We start from the raw sequence: 16,884 nt of genomic DNA on the forward strand, positions 1-16,884 counted from the left end.
CCATGTGCCGCTGAGCGGCTAAGGCGTTACTCATGACAGATTCCCCCATGAATCAGGACACGCACTCCAAGACGATGGGCTACCTGCTATGGATCTTCGGTTTCCTCGGCGCGCATCGCTTTTACTACGGTAAACCTGTCACCGGCACGATTTGGTTGTTTACTTTCGGATTGCTGGGTATCGGCTGGCTGATCGACCTATTTCTGATCCCCGCTATGGATCGTGAAGCGGATTTTCGTTTCCAGGAAGGGCCCATCAATTATTCACTCAGCTGGATTCTGTTGACCTTCCTTGGGGTCTTCGGCATTCATCGCATGTACATGGGTAAATGGCTGACAGGGCTGGTCTATCTATGTACTGGTGGGTTATTCCTTATCGGTGTGCTGTATGACTTCTGGACACTGAATGATCAGGTATCACAGCGTAACGTGCAGTAAACGTCTATCAATGAGCGTTAAATACGATATCTCTTGGCCACTCAATAGTACCGAAGGAGTGTTCCGTCAGTTGTACGGCTATTCCCGTCACTCATGACCATCACAACAAGGAAATGAACATGATTTGGCTAAAAGCGTTTGCTGCTGCATTTCTGGCGACTCTGATCTTTCATCAAGGGTTGTTTGGCGTGTTCTATCTCACCGATTTGATCCCCAAGGCACCTTACAACATGACGCCGACCGGGCCATTGGGGATACCTTCGGTTATCTCGCTAGCCTTCTGGGGCGGCCTATGGGGCGTGCCGTTGTGGGCATTGGTACGTCGTCGTGTGGGGGTGAGTCACTGGTTGATTAGCCTGTTGTTCGGTGCCATCGGCCCGACCGCAGTTGCCATGCTTATTGTCTTTCCGCTGAAAGGAATCGCAGTCGCACCGGCGATGGTAGTGGGTGGACTTTTACTCAACGGCGCCTGGGGTGTGGGGACTAGTTTATTGATGCGTGTGTTCGGTGAGACGCCTGCCAAAGCATCCAGCGCGTCATCGTGAGTCTGGATATTCCCTGGGGAATGCTAGCATTGGCCTGGGGCGCGGGGCTGTGCATTCCGTTAGGAGGTGTTATCGCTCAGTTGGAGCGCAGCCACGAGAGCCACGTCAAACACAGCTGGCTTGCCGGTATCACTGCACTGGGGGGCGGCATTCTATTGGCGGCGGTATCGTTGGTATTGGTGCCGCATGCCATGCAAGCGCTGTCAGTATGGCCGCTGCTGGGGTTATTCCTGCTGGGCGCGATCGGCTTCATGCAAGTCGATCGCTGGTTGGCCCGTGGTAGTGGTGCCAAGGGCCAACTGCTGGCGATGTTGATGGATTTCATTCCTGAGGCCATTGCGCTCGGGGCCTTGGCATCAGCATCACCTGCCGCTGCCATGCTGATGGCGCTATTTATCGCTGCCCAGAACCTACCGGAAGGCTTCAATGCCTATCGGGAGCTGGAAGGTGCAGGGCTCAGTGCACGTCAGGGGCTCGGTGCCTTTCTGTTGCTCTCTTTGCTGGGACCGTTGGCCGCTTTATCCGGCCATCTCTGGTTGGCGGACGCCCCGGGCGTATTGGGTGGACTGATGGCATTTGCTGCCGGTGGCATCCTGTATCTGATTTTCCAGGACATTGCGCCTCAGGTGCGAGTTGTCCATCACTGGTCCCCGCCGCTGGGGGCCACAGTAGGCTTTATGGTTGGCATGCTGGGCGATCGCCTAGTGGGCTGATAGCACGTCAGGTCTGGCGGACTCAGTACCAATCGAGTATCGCGCCCCTCCGTTAAACCATTCTCCCGAGACGGATATCTCATGAGTGAGCATGCCAAAGACAGTGGTCTTACCGGACTGCTGGAAGAGTTGGATCGAGAGATAGTGGGAGATATCTCGTTGGGCAGCATTCTGGAACACTTCAATTCACGCGGCTTTGGGCCCTTGGTGGTACTGCCAGCCTTGCTGGTGTTGTTGCCCACAGGTGCCATTCCTGGCGTACCGACGACCTGTGCGTTGTTTATCGTATTGATTGCCGGTCAGCTGCTGTTGGGGCGACGTACACCGTGGTTACCCAAGCGCTTGGCGGATTTCAGCTTCGATCACACACGCCTGACACATGGGGTACAGCGCGTTCGCCCCTGGACCCTACGAATAGATCGCCTGCTCAAGCCGCGGTTGAGATTCATGACACAGGGCTTTGCCTATCGTGCCATTGCCATATTGGCCATCGCGCTGGCACTGACCATGGTACCGCTTGAATTAGTGCCATTCGCGGCGGCGCTACCGGCTGTCACGCTATTGCTACTTGGGTTGGGGCTGATTGGGGAGGATGGCCTGGTTATCTTGCTAGCGTTGTTGGTGATGCTGGCAGATGCAGCCGCTGGGGTTTGGCTAGTCGGTTGAACCTGGCGTTGGAGCATCAATGATCATGAAGCGTACTCTGTGGGTGTGAGTGCCCCTCAGGCAAACAGATTAACGAGTGTTACGTGCTGGCGGCCTTGCAGTCGGTGATGTTGCAGATGACTTTTCAGGCTGTCTTCGCTCGCCTAGACTGGTCGTCTGTCCGTACCGTGGGGGTGCGAGGTGGATCTGTCTGAAGGACATTGTTCATGTTTGATTTCATCCAGTTTGATACCGCCTTCTGGTCATTTGTCGTGGCTATTACTCTGCTGACCGTGACCCCCGGCGTCGATACGCTGTTGGTGATACGCAATACCTCGCGTGGCGGGCTGCGCGATGGTGTGCTGACCAGCCTGGCCATCTGTGCGGGGCTTTTTGTGCATGCACTAGTGTCTTCGGCAGGCATCTCGTTGATCTTGCTTCAATCGGCGTGGGCCTTCTCCGCGCTCAAGCTCATCGGTGCTGCCTATTTGATCTGGCTGGGCATGAAGAGTTTGCTGAGTGCGCGACGCGCACGTGGGCTTGAGGTCGAGGCCGGTGTCGTCCGCCAGTACGTGTCACTCTGGCAGCCGCTGCGGGAGGGGTTCCTTTCCAATGTGCTCAATCCCAAGACCGTGGTGTTTTACATGGCCTTTCTGCCGCAATTCATCGCGCCGACAGATCCCGCAGTCCTCAAGTCCTTATGGCTGGCTGGCATTCACTTCGTGATTGCCAATATCTGGCAGATTGGCATAACGCTGATGGTCGGCGGTGCTGGGCGCTGGTTGGCGAAACCGCGCGTGTCGCGCTGGATGGAAGGCATCACCGGTTCGGTGATGGTACTGCTCGGAGCGCGTCTCGCGCTCAGCCGCTAGGCCGTGTGGGCGATAGCGATCATTGCGACGGAGAGCAGGGATGACAACATGTATCCCTCATGACACATGGATCCTGTGACACTGACCCTGGCGGCCTTTCTCAAGGTTGTCACCCACCTTGAGCCGCGCGACATCGTGGATGTCTATGATTCGCGTGTGCAGCAGCTACGGGTGCTCTATTACGGTTACAACATCGATTTTCGCCACCAGTTATGGCGTATTGATGGTGCTTCCGTATGTGAGAGTATCGGTAGAAGTGGTAGTCCTGGTGAGCAGCGCAAATGCTCGCGTATGGCTAGTCGGTTGTTTGTCGAAACATGCCATGCATTACAGCAGCGCGGTCGTGCAGCGCATATTGAGACGCGTACCATGTACTGCAAGGCAGCCGCCACCTACAAGCCGCTACGCGACCCTTACGCAGGCATGACGGCCGCGCAGCGTGAGGCGCGCAAGTCGCTCGAGGCTGCCCAACAACGTGCCGAGCATGCCTGTAATCGTTATGTACTCGATGCATTGTCGTCGAGTTCGCTTGAAGTGCTGCGCTTGCGACAGCGTTACTGCAATGAGAGCAATCGCTTGTCATCACGGCTGAATAAGCCATAAGGCGCAGGGTGATTGCCAATAGCGATTGGCAAGGCGCGAGCGACAACCGCGAATATTCGTCATGTTGTCATAACACAGAGACCGGCCCCTCAAGGCTGGCACAGGCAGGGAATGCAATCGGATGAGTCTTTCACATGCCTTACGTCGCCAATTGGGCGGGTTTATCGCCTTGATACTGGCGGTAGCAGGGATCGCTGCCTGGCTATTTGCTGTTGATGAAGGACGCTGGGTCGGGCGTGCAACCACACGGCCAGAAACACTGAATCTGGAGACGGTCGAGCAGGGCAATCTGCCGGTCAATCAGTTTGTCTCGCTGCGCAATCACTGGGCTGTCTATCGTGAGCATGTCGCGACCTTCCGACTGGACGCCGTGAGTGGCGAAGGGCAGCGCATCGAGACGCTGTATTATCCGGTCATTTCTGACATGAATCCCTATCTGTTGGAGTTGGCGGGGCTGTCACGCGCCTTTGGGGGGATCGATAATATTCCCGCTGACGAGTGGCCGCGTATCGAGAGGATGGGGGTGTTGATACGCACGGACTCGGTGCAGAGTCTTGAAAATGTGCCGCCGCTGATCGAATTCCCGGATGGCCTGTTCGGGACGGTGCTGCATGCTGAGACTGACCTGCCGAGGGATGAGCGTGAGCTGTTATCGGAGCGTTGGCCTGAGATTGATTTGTCGCGCGTCGTTATCGTCAATGCGGGGCACCGTCCAGGTAATGTCTGGTCGATGCTTGCTTACGGCGGGCTAGGCTTGATTAGCTGGGGGCTAGCTATCCTGCTGGCGTGGCGGTTACTACGCTCACCGCGCTCTTCGCAGAGTGCCGGCGCACAAGGCGGGCCGGGGGCGCTGCAGACTCAGCACAGTGATGGTCTATCAGCCAGAAGTCCGTTGGAGACTGGCGTATCATCCCCCAAGGGGCAGAAGACTCCACGGGAGAGTGATGAGCGCCCGCTTAGCTACGCTGAAGCATTGGGACGTTATGCGCCTCAGAATAATGTGCCTTCTTCTCCGCGGCTTGCTGACAGTCAGCCAGCCAAGGGTGCTACGCCGCTCTCGGGGATTCGCGCACAACGTGACGACTGATTCCTGATGTGGGTCATGCTAGGTCCGGATAGGAGTGCTTGATATCAGTGCTTTGTCAGCCAAACACAAAAACGCCAGCCCTGAGAGGCTGGCGTTTTTGTGTTGCAAGCAATGGCTTTTGACGTCAGTGAATCAGCGGCGGTCGACCATTGCGGTGGTATAGCGTTGGCTGACTTCACGCTCACTGACGACCTTGACGCCTTCGCTTGAGCCTTTTGCCAGGCTTTCGAAGATAACGCGGTAGGCCAGTACTGCCTTGACGTATTCGCGTGTTTCCTTGAACGGGATACGTTCGACGAAGCGATCGTACTCGTCCGGCGTATTGGCCAGCCAGCGATCAACACGGCCTGGGCCTGCATTGTAGGCAGCGGCAGCGGCAAGACGATTGCCGGAATAGCGGTCCATCATCTCACGAATGTAGGTGCTGCCGAGGCGGATGTTGGTATCTGGATCATTCAGTGCAGAATTGCTCGGCACTGACAGGCCCAGATCACGACTTACCTTGGCTGCGGTGCCCGGCATCAGCTGCATCAGACCACGTGCGCCGACAGGGGAGGTTGCCGTCGGATTGAAGGCGCTTTCGCGACGCGCCAGCGCCATCAGCATCCACGGATCGACACCTGCATTGGCACCATAGCGCTGGAAGTCCTGCTGCCAGGCGGGCGGGAAGCGCCAGGACAGCCCGTCCCATAGCTTGCCGCGAATGGTCGCAAATACACTCAGGTCGTACCACTGCTGCTTGAGCGCGTAGGCGGCTAGTCGGCGTGCCCCTGCGTCATCGGCCTGGGCTGCAGCATTGAACCACTCTGAACGAGCCAGCCCGATCTCGTCGATGTTCATCAGCGCCTTCACGCGTTTCACCGCCGGAAGCTCACCGATATTGGCCATCTCTGCATCGGAGAAGACCTGGTCATCACGGTTCAGCGCATACGCCTTGCCAATACGATCAGCGGCAAGGAATCCGAAGAAATTGCGCTCACCTGCTGCACGGGCCCAGGCAGCTTGCGCCTCTTGCTGATTACCAAGGCTGGCGTCAGCGCGGCCCAGCCAGTACTGATAGCGTGCCTCGGAATTGAAGCGATCCGGCATCTTAAGCACCCACTTGCGAACGTCCGTCCAGTTACCTTCACGGACGGCATTGCGCATGCGTAGGTCAAACAGCTCTTCGTCGTCCAATATTGCTAGACGTTGATCTACCCAGCCCTGGTTATTGGGGACGTTACGCACCAGCGAATAGAAGGCCAGGTCACGTTCGACATCATGGCGCTGTTCATCGCTCATCGGCATGTGTGGGTTTATCTTGCGCCATGCTTCCAGCGCAGCTTCGGTATCGGCGCGAATGAAGCCATGCATCGCGGCGACGCTCAGGCTGGCAAAGGCATGGCCGCCGTGGCCGAGATTGGTCGGAATGCGCGTGATGGCAGAGAAGTTGCCTTCAAGTTGTGCGCGAGCAGAGATCGCCTGCTGCCAGCTGCTTGGCAATTGGCGCTCTAGATAGCTGACCATGCTGCCCTGGCCAGCTGCCCACGCCAGCATGGCGCGCTCCCAGATAGCCTGATCATCAATCACACCACGCGAGCGCAGCGCCGAAAACAGGGGATCACAGGCTGAATCCTGAGAGCCCGAGACGTGCCACAGTTTCAGCCCGCCTTTGGAAGCGGTTGCCAGATCATTGGAGAGCTGGGCCGTGTAGTAGTAACACTGACGGCTGGCACCTGCAGGTTCACCATCACTGACCTCCCGTAGCGCATCATAGCGTCCGGAACTGCCGTAGGCTGAAATGGCCTGGCCGCGCATCCACTCTGCCAGCGGTGAATCGGCGTGACGCTCGATGAAGGACAGCACTTCAGAGGCTGTCGCATTGGGCAAGCGTGCCTTGAGCTGGTGATACTCGATATAGCCTTCCAGTACGTGACCATTGACGGCGGTCTGCTGGATCTCATTGAAGCGCTTGGCCCGCGCATCATTGAAGGCATCGCGGAAGCTCTGGTCGCTGGGAGTGGCTGCCTGCAGTGGCAGACTCAACCCCAGCAGAAGGCCAAGGCCGGTCAAGCGACGCAGTGTCGCGAGGCGGCCTAGTGCGCGTATGCCGCGGCCGGTATGGGAAGAAAGCATGCCTGGTGTCACCTGTAGACTCCTGCGACTGTCGGTAAGGGGGCGAAATGCTATTGCGACCTTGTGGTAGCGGCTCAGTGCCCCGATTCTCGGTATCTGGGGTTGCCGATCCAGAACCCGTTGATATGCATCGTGGCAGCCGATGGCGCTGAATAACAGTACCATCTGATACTGGCCGCAAAATGCCATGAAAAGTAAATGCTGTGGAAAGTACGAGGAGTCTTCCGTATGGGCAAGGCGTTATGGTTGACGCGACTGTTTGGACGTCGTCGTATTCTGGGCAAGGCGAGCGCGGCACTGCGTACGTTAGGGCCGCTGATTCGTGATGTCGTCTCCGGTCGTTATCGTCCAGTGCCGTGGAAGGCGCTGGGACTGGCGGCGGGGGCGTTTATTTATCTGATATCACCGCTGGATTTGATTCCCGATGTCCTGGTCGGCCTTGGGTTGCTGGATGACTTGGTGATCGTGACCTGGTTGCTCGGCAAGCTGGATGATGCGCTGGAAGATTATCGCTGCTGGCGGGGTGAAACACCGCCACAGGTCTGACCATCCAGTCGCTATACCGTACTGCCTGGCGCTATCCATTGGCCGCATGGCCGTCAGCAATGACTTTGCTTTATGCTCGGCTTGGTATATATCAAACGTAAGTTTGAAATGTCATGTGTCAGGTGCTTGCACCGGCTTGCCTGCTCTTCATGAACTCCAAGGAGCTTACGATGCTTATCTATGCCTGTCTGGTGTTTGCCGCTCTGATGCTGGTGTTCACCAAGGTGCCAGTCGCTTGGGCACAGCACCGTGCCGGAGGTTATGACAATCATGATCCGCGGGCTCAGCAGCGCATGCTTGAGGGCTTCGGTGCACGAGCGTTGGCGGCACACCACAATAGCATCGAGGCGTTCCCGATCTTTGCCGTTGGTGTGCTGGTCAGCATTATCGTCGCCCCTGGCGCCCCGCTTGCTACTACGCTTGCGGTGATCTTCGTGCTGGCGCGTTTGGGTTACTGGGCCTGCTATCTGGCCAATATTGCGCTGCTGCGTTCCTTGCTGTGGGGTGTCGGCCTCATCGTATCTATCTTGCTGATGGCAATGCCGTTATGGATGTGAGTACTACGCCACTGGCAGAGGCCGCAGATACGCACCAGAGCTTACTGACGCTGGTGGTCAATCTGCGCGACGTGCCATGTGCGGGTGGTGAGCTGGAGGATGTGGCCTGGCAGCATGCGCTGTCACGTTTCGTCGCTTTCATTCCGCATACTCAACGGCTGGGAGTCACGGTAGAGACAGTAAAGGCTCCCGCGGTACGCATGCAGCTACCGTGGCAACCCGCGTTGATCGGCGATCCTCACCGCCGGCTGGTACATGGTGGTGTGTTGACGATGTTTGCCGACACCCTGTGTGGTAGTGCAGTGCTCACTGGATTACCGATGCCAGAAGTCTGCCCGACACTGGACCTGCGCCTTGATCACTATCGCCCCGGTATAGAAGGGCTGCCGCTATATGGTGAGGCGCGAGTGCTGCGGGTGACCGAATCGATGGTGTTTACCGAGGCGCAGATCTGGCAGCAGCCAGGCCGACTCCTGTGCCGCGCCATTGGTAACTTCGTGCGACTGGGTGAACGTAATACTCCCTCTGGCTTTGCCGAGGCGCTACTGGCGGCTGCCAAGATGACTGCTGCCTCCTCCTCAGCGGTTTCGACTGGCGCAGCAGCGCATATCCCATTGGGCGAGACAACATCGACTGCCTCTGATGTTGAGCAGAACGCCCGCGGGTTGCTGAGTGCGCGCCGCTTTGTCGAAGAACAGCGAACGCATGCTCAGCTGGCGGCGTTACTGGCAAGCTTGCCGTATGCAAAGGCGATCGGGCTTGGGTTGTGTGCTCTTGAAGAGGCGCCCACCGCCGATGCTGAGTTACCGCCAGAGCATGCGGTGCGCTACGAGATGGCAGCAATGCCGGACAATGTCGGCAATCCATTGTTGCCCGCCGTGCATGGTGGCGTACTGGCAGCAGCGATGGAGACAGCCGCCACGCTAGAAGTACTCAGGCGTTACAGCCATGCCGGGCAAGAGGCGCGGCTGCCCAAGCTGATCGACTTCTCCATTGACTACCTGGCGACGGCGCGTGGTGACAGTGCGACATGCATCGAGTGTGAGGTGATTCGGGCAGGGCGTCGCATGGTCAACGTGCGCGTCAGCGCTTGGCAGCGATCGCTGGGAAGGCTGGTAGCCAGTGCTCGCATGCACTTTGTACTGGAGTCGTTGGAGGGCTGATGTGTTGTGAGAGGCAGCATTTATGATCCGGCCGCTGATCAAGCAGCCTGTATTGACTCGACACCCCTTGGCTGCGACAGCGCCAAGGGGTGTTTTTCATTTGTCCTTAGCCACCGCTAGTGCCTTGAAATCGCTCACCCTTGCCCCATATCAGGTTCACGAGTGCTCTGGTATGACCTGTCGCCGATAAAGGTGGGCGACCATGAGCCGATTTTTCCTGCTACAGCTGCCACGTTGGTGGCTGCGGGTATCCACATCAGGCATCTACCACGAGGGGTCCCTTGCAATGACGACCGCAACGCATACTGAAACGCACGGCTTCCAGACCGAAGTGAAGCAGCTGCTTCACCTCATGATTCATTCCCTGTACTCCAATCGCGAAATCTTCCTGCGCGAGCTGGTCTCCAATGCTGCCGATGCCTGTGACAAGCTGCGCTATCAGGCGCTGGACAACGATGCCCTTTACGGCAACGACAGCGAGCTGCGCATCGAGATCGAGCACGATACCGACGCGAAGACCATTACGTTGCGTGATAACGGCATTGGCATGAGCCGCGACGATGTGGTTGCCAACCTGGGCACCATCGCACGCTCCGGCACTGCCGAGTTCATGAAGAGCATGTCCGGTGATCAACAGAAGGACTCGCGCCTGATCGGTCAGTTTGGGGTCGGTTTCTATTCTGGTTTCATCGTCGCGGATGAGATCATCGTGCGTACCCGTCGTGCTGATCTTGAAACTGACCAGGGCGTCGAATGGACCTCGCGTGGTGAAGGTGAATTCAGCGTGGCTGATATCGAGCGTGCTGAGCGTGGTACTGAGATCGTGCTGCACCTCAAGGATGATGCTGTCGAGTTCGCTGACGACCACCGTCTGCGCAGCTTGATCACCAAGTACTCTGACCACATCGAGCTACCGGTGCGCATGCCGCGTGTCGAGAAAGACGATGAAGGTAATGAGCAGGTCCATTGGGAAACGGCCAACTCCGCGACGGCGCTGTGGGTGCGCTCCAAGTCCGAGGTCAGCGATGAAGAGTACAAGAACTTCTACAAGCATGTGTCTCACGACTTCTCTGATCCGCTGAGCTGGAGCCACAATAAGGTCGAGGGCAAGCTTGAGTACACCAGCCTGCTGTTCGTACCGGGTCGTGCGCCATTTGATCTTTACCAGCGCGAAGCTGCACGTGGCCTCAAGCTTTACGTGCAGCGCGTCTTCATCATGGATGACGCTGAACAGTTCCTGCCGTTGTACCTGCGCTTCATCAAGGGTGTGTTGGACACCAATGATCTGTCATTGAACGTATCGCGTGAGCTGCTGCAGCAAGACCCGCAGGTCGACAAGCTCAAGTCAGCGCTGACCAAGCGCGGTCTGGACATGCTCAAGAAGCTGGCCAAGGACCCGGAGCAGTACCAGACCTTCTGGAACCAGTTCGGCTCCGTGATCAAGGAAGGCCCGGCAGAAGATTTCGCCAATCGCGAGAAGATTGCCGAGCTGCTGCGCTTCTCCAGTACTCATACTGATAGCACCACGCAGGACCAGTCACTGGCCCAGTACGTCGAGCGCATGAAGGAAGGCCAGAGCAAGATCTACTATCTGGTCGCCGATAGCTTCAATGCTGCCAAGTCCAGCCCGCACCTCGAGATCTTCCGCAAGAAAGGCCTTGAAGTCCTGCTGCTGACCGATCGCATCGACGAGTGGCTGATGAGCCACCTGACCGAATTCGATGGCAAATCCTTCGCGGATGTCGCCAAGGGTGATCTCGATCTCGGCGATGTCGAGAACGAAGAAGAGAAGAAAGCACAGGAAGAGACCGCCAAGTCCAAGGAAGAATTGGTCAAGCGCGTCAAGGAAGCACTGGCCGAAAGCGTTCAGGAAGTGCGCATCACGCATCGTCTGACTGACTCCCCGGCCTGCGTTGTGCTACCAGAGCACGAGATGGGTTATCAGATGCGCAAGATGATGGAAGCCGCGGGCCAGCCGCTGCCGGAAGTGAAGCCGATTCTTGAGCTGAATCCTGAGCACGCGCTATTTGGTCGTCTGGAAGGTGGAGAGGGTGATTACTTCGCTGACTTGGCCCACGTACTGCTGGACCAGGCCATCATCGCCGAAGGTGGCGCATTGGAAGATCCGGCTGCCTATGTGCGTCGCCTGAATGGCATGCTCAGTGCGTGACATTGCAATGAGATAATCATTGCTGAAAGTGCCATCATCTTGATGGTAAAACGCCCTCGCAGCTTCGGCTGTGGGGGCGTTTTGTTATCAAGTGCTGTGATCCCCTGTTCTCCAGTCGACGCTTGGCGACAGCGTCTGACATATCTTTCCGCGTTTCATGAGCAAAACAGCCTTTTCCATAGCGTATTTTTGAGGTTTCATACAGCACTCGGAGCTACGCTGACAAGCGCCTCTTTCCGAACTCTGTCTCTTTTTGGGCATTGCTTCATGCCCTCATTCTGACTGCGAGCGCAGCGTATGATGCACCTCCATTTCTTGCCACAGCCGCCGGTGCAGTGGGCCGCGGGGCAGCGTTTGATGTTGAGTCTATGGGGACGTGCGCTGTTGCGGGCAAGCGTGCGTGGCTGGCAAGGGCTGCTGACGATGCTGGGCATTGTGCTCATGATCGCGTTAAGCATGGGCTCTGCAGCACAGGCGGCGCGGCTGGATGATGAGTTGGTCGCCAAGGACAGTACGCAGCAGATGCCAGACCTGCGCGTATTTCCCGCGGGCACCAAGCGCAAGGTGGCATTTTTCGAGCTGATGATTCCTTTGATCGTTGCCGAAAATCAACGCTTGGCGGAGCAACGTGATTGGCTGCTGGCGATGCGCAAGCGTGCTGGTGATGGCGGGCGGGACTATAGCGAGCGCGAACAGGAGCGCCTCAATGGGCTGTGTGATCAGGCCAACCTGCCGTGTGACGTGACGCGTGAGGACATCGGCGTCAGCTGGAATCGCTTGCTGTTGCGTATTGATACTCTGCCGCTGGACATGGTGCTGGTGCAGGCAATCGAGGAATCTGGCTGGGGAACCTCGGGGCATGCTCGCAATGCCAACAATCTGTTTGGCATGCGCTGTTTCAGCCATGGCTGTGGTATCGGAGCAGCAGGCCGCGAATACCGTCGCTTCGAGAATCTTGAAACGGGAATGGCCGCCTACTTCAGCAACCTCAACTCTCAGCGCAGCTATGCCAAGCTGCGTGAGCTGCGTGGCCGTCTGCGCAACGCAGGACAACCGGTGCGGTCAGAAGATCTGATTCCGACACTGTCGGCGTATTCGACGCGCGGCAATGCCTATTTCGTGACGCTTTATGACCTATTGCGTTGGAATCGCGGCCTGATGCGCACCGTGCGCGAGCGACTCGCTGCCAACGGCGCCTTGTCGTAATGCGCTCATCTCGCTTATTCCTGTTCTATCCCTGTCTCATTTGGCTCACGCTGCCCGCCAAGCGGTATTTTGCAGTTGACGGGCCTTGCCCCCCGGTCTGACAGGGGGGATCATGCCGCCATGCACCTGAGCAACGATCAGCGGCGAATTCTCGCCCATCCCTTTCCCTCGCGCATGCGCGATCGCACGCCGGCCACCAGTGCCGAGCAGAGCGATTGTGTCGTGGTGCGTGCCTGTGCCGGTAGCGGCAAAACCGTGTTGATGGTGGAGCTGGCGCGTACCTATGCCGATGAAACCCTCATCTATACCTCTCTTAACCCTGCTGTCGCAGGACGCACCGCGAGCCAGCTACCCGACAATGTCCGCTGTCAGTCGCTGCACCAGCTGGCGCGTCAGGCGTTGAGCGAAGAGTACGGCGATAAGCTCAAGCGACAGCAGGACATCACGCGCCGTCTGTCGCCGCAAAGCCTTGGCTGGCTCGGTAGCTTTTCCAGTCAGTCGAGAAGCTTGATGGCGCAGGGGTTGAATACCTTCTTCGCGGCAAGTGAAGCTGTGCCGATGCCCGAGCATCTGCCCGAGCACGTCGCCGAACAGCTATCGCCAGCGGAGTTGCGTCAGATAGTGGAAAGCATGCGCCTTGTCTGGGATTGCCTGCTGGATCCGGCGGATCATCAGCAAGGCTTGTCCTTCAATGCCCTGCTCAAGCTGTGGTCGCAGCATGGCCAACCGTTGGATGCTGATCTGGTGATGCTGGATGAAGCACAGGACGCCACGCCAGCGCTGCTGGCGATGTTGCGGCGCCAACGCTGCGATCTGCTGCTGATCGGTGACCCGCACCAGAGCCTTGCGCGCCAGGCCGAAGGGCTGAGTTCGTTGGATTCTCCGCTACTGGCAGACGCGACGGTTTACTCACTGCCTGGTGCCTGGCGCTTTGGTCCATCGCTGGCGGCATTGGGCACACGTTTGGCCGCTTGCTCACCGACAGCGCGCGAGCAGGGCATGAGTGGACTGGGGCCAGCGACACGGCTAGCACTGCCCGCCGTGCGCGACAGCTGCTGCGCAACGGCACTCGCCACAGCGTGATCAGTGCCGGGCCGGTGGCTGCGTTGGGTGAGGCGCTGTCACTGCATCAGCGCGGTATCGCGGTGGCGTGGCTGGATGGCATCGAGGGCTATCCGCTGGCGGGCCTGCTGGACCACTGGCGACTGTGGCGATGCCATCAATGTGTGGAACAGGGCGACATGGCGAGCCAGCGCGAGCTGTGGCGATTGCTACCGCCGTCCTTGACGCGCCTGGGTCAGACCCCCACTCAGGTATTGGGCGCACTGGCGCGCCTTGATGATCACCAGGCGCGGGGCCTGCACGAACTGGCATCCTGGTATGCGCAAGCGCCGCTGGATAGCTGGATAGGCGAGCTACGCAAACAGGATGGTGACTTGCAGGCAGCCATCGTCAGTGGGCAGCCGGTTTCCATGCCTCTCGTCATGCTCGGCACCGTATTTCGCGCCAAGGGGTTGGAATTTGATTGTGTGGTGCTGGCCCATGATCTGGCATTGCCGGGTAGCCGTCAGCAATTGCCGAATCAGGTGCTGGTCACTAATTTGAGCTACACCGCTGCCACGCGCGCGCGTCAATTATTGGTGCTCAACGAGACGTTGAGCCTCTGGTGGCAGGCCCAGCCCGAGAGTGAGCACTTCCCCCTGCTAGGCGAGTTGCCGGCAGTGGTTGCCACGGCTGACACCCCGGACTCGCCGCAAAGAGCCCATGCCCCCCACCCTTGGTGGGGCAAGGCACGACTGGCTGAGTTGGCGCTGACTCCGCGCAAGCGGCTGCTGTTACGCCGTGCTCAACATGCGCATGACACCTCCGCGCAAGCGCATCAGCAATTGCCGCAAGGCGTGAGTGCCGAGCGCGCCTCCGCAGATAGTGGCAACCAGACATTGCAGCGCCAGGCGCGCTCCGACAGTACTGCCCGCAAGCTTTATGAAATGGCCAGCCAGCTGCCGCCAGGCCGGCCGCCGGGTGGGCTGAGAGGTCTGCTGACGCCTGATGATGAGACTACTGAAGGCGATGCTGCCAGACAGCCTTCTAACGCATCTCCCCACTATTCCCCCAGCGGATCGATGCCGAGCATTGATCCGACGGAGCCTTTTGATGAGTGATTTACCGAGCGCCGCCATTCCGCAGAGATTCTCGGCACTGCGTTTCAACAACCGTCATGCGCGTCTGCCGGAGCATTTCTTTGCCCGGGTGGCACCTCAGTCACGCCTGGCAACGCGTCTAGCCGATGTGAGCCCTGACTGCGCCCGTCTGCTCGGCCTGACGGAGCTGGTAGAAGAAGACTCGCCAGAGAGCCTTTCAGCACGTGAGCAGCTGCGTCAGGTGATGGCGGGTGAGCAGTTGCTGGCCGGGATGGATGCATTGGCCCAGAAGTACACCGGGCATCAGTTTGGTCAGTACAACCCGCAGCTAGGTGATGGCCGTGGTCTGTTGCTGGGTGAACTGGTAGTGACTCGCGCGGGCACTGATACACCGCAAGAGGTCACCTTTGATCTACATCTCAAGGGCGCGGGACGCACCCCGTATTCACGCTTTGGCGATGGCCAAGCAGTGGTGCGCTCGAGCGTGCGTGAATATCTCGCGAGTGAATACATGGCGGCGCTGGGTATTCCTACCAGTCGCGCGCTGGCATTGGCGGTCAATGGTGAGCGCGTTCAGCGCGAAACGGTTGAGCTTGGTGCCACCCTGATGCGGGTTGCCGAAAGCCATTTGCGCTTTGGACACTTCGAGTGGCTGGCACACTCGGGCCGCTACGACGATCTCAAGGTGCTGATTGATCATGCACTGCGTGAGCACTTTCCTGAATGTCTGGCTGAGGCTGTGCACTCAGACGCCCCCTTGAATGATGAAGTGCGGGTGACTGCTGCACTAGGCATGTTCAAGATAGTGATCGCTCGCACCGCGCGATTGATTGCCGCCTGGCAGAGCTATGGTTTTGTGCATGCAGTGATGAATACCGACAACATGTCGCTGCTGGGTATGACCTTTGATTACGGCCCCTACGCCTTCCTTGATGGTTATGAAGCCAACCTGATTCCCAACCATACCGATCAGGCCGGGCGCTACGGCTTTGCGCAGCAGCCGGGAATCGGTCTGTGGAATCTAGAGCGCCTGGGCGTGGCATTCTCGCCGTTGATCGACGTCGACGCACTCTCTGAGGCGCTAGGCCAGTATGAAGGCGAGCTACAGCGTGAGTACGCGCGACTGATGCGCATGCGCCTCGGTCTACCGGATACGCGCGAAGAAGATATGACGCTGGTGCAGCAGTGGCGTGAGCTGCTGACCGAAGGGCGCGTTGACCATACCCATGCCTACCGCCTGCTCAGTCATTGGCAGGTCACTCAATCCGCGCCAGAGGCGCTGGTGCTTCTGTTGGCGGGCGTGCGCGGGCCACATGGTAATGCTGCGGAGGCACGTGACAAGGCTGAGGCTTGGCTTGCACGCTATCAGGAGCGCGTCATGGCAGCCGAGCTGTCAGCGCAGGATGAGCGGCAGAGACGACTGGCCATGCTTGGCTGCAATCCACTCTATGTGCCCCGCACGCATCTGTTGCTGGACGTGATCGCGCGGGTCGAGCAGGGCGACGACAGCACGCTCAAGGCCTTCCGTGAACGTCTGGCGATGCCTTTCTTCCGCCCTGAGGAGGGCAGTGTCGAGGCTGCACTGGCGTTTGGACTGGCTCACGGCGTAGAAGCGGAACTTGTTGATGAGTGGACATGCCCGCCCGCATTGGATGCAGCCCCTATTTGCATGAGCTGCTCCTCTTAACCTCCGTTTTTCTAAGACTTTATCTCTCGTCAAAAGAGCGCCGCTATCAAAGGGCGCTCTTTTTCATGGCGTTGCATGAATCAGCCATAAGCCAGAGATTATGTGATGCATAACAGAAAGCTGAGCTACGCTTGGCAAAGCGCAATACATAAAATCATTGGAAATCATGCTGTTGGCGCGCCGGCTATCAATTAGCAGGCATAAGGTCACTGTTATACATGACATAACAATAGCTTTATGATTGATTTTATTGGTTTTTTTATGCCATAGCGCTTGACCCCGATACGTCGACAAGAAAAGACTGATAGTGGACACCTTTTCACGCTGCATGTCTGATGAGTTCTGTGCAGCAGACAATAAAGCGACTGATACCTCTGCGCGTGAGCATTGCGGAGCG

The 16,884-nt window shown here is 58.1% G+C and carries 16 protein-coding genes; 15 read left to right on the forward strand and 1 reads right to left on the reverse strand.

Annotated elements, in window-relative coordinates; genetic code table 11:
- The first annotated feature begins 32 nt into the window (after positions 1 to 32).
- From BF12_RS0100430 to BF12_RS0100460, 7 genes are all read left to right on the forward strand, one after another.
- Complete coding sequence (locus BF12_RS0100430; RefSeq protein WP_088742509.1) at positions 33 to 437, forward strand: NINE protein; 405 nt, start codon at positions 33 to 35, stop codon at positions 435 to 437.
- A gap of 119 nt (positions 438 to 556) precedes the next feature.
- Positions 557 to 982, forward strand: a complete 426-nt coding sequence (locus tag BF12_RS0100435; protein ID WP_024950537.1) for a hypothetical protein — start codon at positions 557 to 559, stop codon at positions 980 to 982.
- The gene (locus BF12_RS0100440; protein ID WP_246116405.1) at positions 979 to 1,695 is read left to right on the forward strand and encodes a ZIP family metal transporter; all 717 of its coding nucleotides are present in this window, start codon (positions 979 to 981) and stop codon (positions 1,693 to 1,695) included. Before BF12_RS0100435 ends, BF12_RS0100440 begins: the two co-directional genes overlap by 4 nt.
- Positions 1,696 to 1,776: 81 nt before the next feature.
- Positions 1,777 to 2,361 carry an exopolysaccharide biosynthesis protein gene (locus BF12_RS0100445; RefSeq protein ID WP_024950539.1) on the forward strand — a complete coding sequence of 195 codons (585 nt, stop codon included), beginning with the start codon at positions 1,777 to 1,779 and terminating at the stop codon, positions 2,359 to 2,361.
- A 206-nt stretch (positions 2,362 to 2,567) separates the two neighbouring features.
- Positions 2,568 to 3,212 carry a LysE family translocator gene (locus tag BF12_RS0100450; protein ID WP_035158400.1) on the forward strand — a complete coding sequence of 215 codons (645 nt, stop codon included), beginning with the start codon at positions 2,568 to 2,570 and terminating at the stop codon, positions 3,210 to 3,212.
- 66 nt (positions 3,213 to 3,278) lie between these two features.
- The gene (locus BF12_RS0100455) at positions 3,279 to 3,815 is read left to right on the forward strand and encodes a hypothetical protein (protein ID WP_024950541.1); all 537 of its coding nucleotides are present in this window, start codon (positions 3,279 to 3,281) and stop codon (positions 3,813 to 3,815) included.
- 121 nt (positions 3,816 to 3,936) lie between these two features.
- Positions 3,937 to 4,902: a hypothetical protein gene (locus BF12_RS0100460; RefSeq protein ID WP_024950542.1), complete on the forward strand. Its 966-nt coding sequence runs from the start codon at positions 3,937 to 3,939 to the stop codon at positions 4,900 to 4,902.
- A 132-nt stretch (positions 4,903 to 5,034) separates the two neighbouring features.
- On the opposite strand, the gene BF12_RS0100465 is transcribed toward BF12_RS0100460, so the two are convergent.
- On the reverse strand, positions 5,035 to 7,017 hold the full coding sequence (locus BF12_RS0100465) for a transglycosylase SLT domain-containing protein (RefSeq protein WP_084487895.1): 1,983 nt from the start codon (positions 7,015 to 7,017) through the stop codon (positions 5,035 to 5,037).
- A 198-nt stretch (positions 7,018 to 7,215) separates the two neighbouring features.
- Between BF12_RS0100465 and BF12_RS18010 the strand changes: the two genes are divergently transcribed.
- The 8 genes from BF12_RS18010 (at position 7,216) to BF12_RS0100510 (ending at position 16,487) form a co-directional block, all read left to right on the forward strand.
- Positions 7,216 to 7,563, forward strand: a complete 348-nt coding sequence (locus tag BF12_RS18010; RefSeq protein WP_246116404.1) for a YkvA family protein — start codon at positions 7,216 to 7,218, stop codon at positions 7,561 to 7,563.
- 170 nt (positions 7,564 to 7,733) lie between these two features.
- On the forward strand, positions 7,734 to 8,120 hold the full coding sequence (locus BF12_RS0100475; protein WP_024950545.1) for an MAPEG family protein: 387 nt from the start codon (positions 7,734 to 7,736) through the stop codon (positions 8,118 to 8,120).
- Positions 8,111 to 9,283, forward strand: coding sequence for a PaaI family thioesterase (locus BF12_RS22545; RefSeq protein WP_248623580.1), 1,173 nt, complete (start codon positions 8,111 to 8,113; stop codon positions 9,281 to 9,283). Before BF12_RS0100475 ends, BF12_RS22545 begins: the two co-directional genes overlap by 10 nt.
- Positions 9,284 to 9,569: 286 nt before the next feature.
- Positions 9,570 to 11,453 carry a molecular chaperone HtpG gene (gene htpG / locus BF12_RS0100490; RefSeq protein ID WP_024950546.1) on the forward strand — a complete coding sequence of 628 codons (1,884 nt, stop codon included), beginning with the start codon at positions 9,570 to 9,572 and terminating at the stop codon, positions 11,451 to 11,453.
- A gap of 297 nt (positions 11,454 to 11,750) precedes the next feature.
- Positions 11,751 to 12,659: a glucosaminidase domain-containing protein gene (locus BF12_RS18025; protein ID WP_024950547.1), complete on the forward strand. Its 909-nt coding sequence runs from the start codon at positions 11,751 to 11,753 to the stop codon at positions 12,657 to 12,659.
- 120 nt (positions 12,660 to 12,779) lie between these two features.
- Entirely contained in the window at positions 12,780 to 13,742 is a 963-nt protein-coding gene (locus BF12_RS0100500) for an AAA family ATPase (protein WP_024950548.1), read from the forward strand.
- Positions 13,631 to 14,821, forward strand: a complete 1,191-nt coding sequence (locus BF12_RS0100505) for an ATP-binding domain-containing protein (RefSeq protein WP_156941095.1) — start codon at positions 13,631 to 13,633, stop codon at positions 14,819 to 14,821. Before BF12_RS0100500 ends, BF12_RS0100505 begins: the two co-directional genes overlap by 112 nt.
- Positions 14,814 to 16,487, forward strand: a complete 1,674-nt coding sequence (locus BF12_RS0100510) for a protein adenylyltransferase SelO (protein WP_024950550.1) — start codon at positions 14,814 to 14,816, stop codon at positions 16,485 to 16,487. Before BF12_RS0100505 ends, BF12_RS0100510 begins: the two co-directional genes overlap by 8 nt.
- Positions 16,488 to 16,884: the final 397 nt, after the last annotated feature.

Source organism: Cobetia crustatorum (assembly GCF_000591415.1).
Lineage (GTDB): Bacteria > Pseudomonadota > Gammaproteobacteria > Pseudomonadales > Halomonadaceae > Cobetia > Cobetia crustatorum.

What these genes read in the sequence shown, in the direction of transcription:
- BF12_RS0100430 (WP_088742509.1), top strand. Translation starts at nt 33, where the DNA reads ATGACAGATTCCCCCATGAATCAGGACACGCACTCCAAGACGATGGGC.
- BF12_RS0100435 (WP_024950537.1), top strand. Translation starts at nt 557, where the DNA reads ATGATTTGGCTAAAAGCGTTTGCTGCTGCATTTCTGGCGACTCTGATC.
- BF12_RS0100445 (WP_024950539.1), top strand. Translation starts at nt 1,777, where the DNA reads ATGAGTGAGCATGCCAAAGACAGTGGTCTTACCGGACTGCTGGAAGAG.
- BF12_RS0100450 (WP_035158400.1), top strand. Translation starts at nt 2,568, where the DNA reads ATGTTTGATTTCATCCAGTTTGATACCGCCTTCTGGTCATTTGTCGTG.
- BF12_RS0100455 (WP_024950541.1), top strand. Translation starts at nt 3,279, where the DNA reads ATGGATCCTGTGACACTGACCCTGGCGGCCTTTCTCAAGGTTGTCACC.
- BF12_RS0100460 (WP_024950542.1), top strand. Translation starts at nt 3,937, where the DNA reads ATGAGTCTTTCACATGCCTTACGTCGCCAATTGGGCGGGTTTATCGCC.
- BF12_RS0100465 (WP_084487895.1), bottom strand. Translation starts at nt 7,017, where the DNA reads ATGCTTTCTTCCCATACCGGCCGCGGCATACGCGCACTAGGCCGCCTC.
- BF12_RS18010 (WP_246116404.1), top strand. Translation starts at nt 7,216, where the DNA reads ATGCTGTGGAAAGTACGAGGAGTCTTCCGTATGGGCAAGGCGTTATGG.
- BF12_RS0100475 (WP_024950545.1), top strand. Translation starts at nt 7,734, where the DNA reads ATGCTTATCTATGCCTGTCTGGTGTTTGCCGCTCTGATGCTGGTGTTC.
- BF12_RS22545 (WP_248623580.1), top strand. Translation starts at nt 8,111, where the DNA reads ATGGATGTGAGTACTACGCCACTGGCAGAGGCCGCAGATACGCACCAG.
- htpG (WP_024950546.1), top strand. Translation starts at nt 9,570, where the DNA reads ATGACGACCGCAACGCATACTGAAACGCACGGCTTCCAGACCGAAGTG.
- BF12_RS18025 (WP_024950547.1), top strand. Translation starts at nt 11,751, where the DNA reads ATGATGCACCTCCATTTCTTGCCACAGCCGCCGGTGCAGTGGGCCGCG.
- BF12_RS0100500 (WP_024950548.1), top strand. Translation starts at nt 12,780, where the DNA reads ATGCACCTGAGCAACGATCAGCGGCGAATTCTCGCCCATCCCTTTCCC.
- BF12_RS0100510 (WP_024950550.1), top strand. Translation starts at nt 14,814, where the DNA reads ATGAGTGATTTACCGAGCGCCGCCATTCCGCAGAGATTCTCGGCACTG.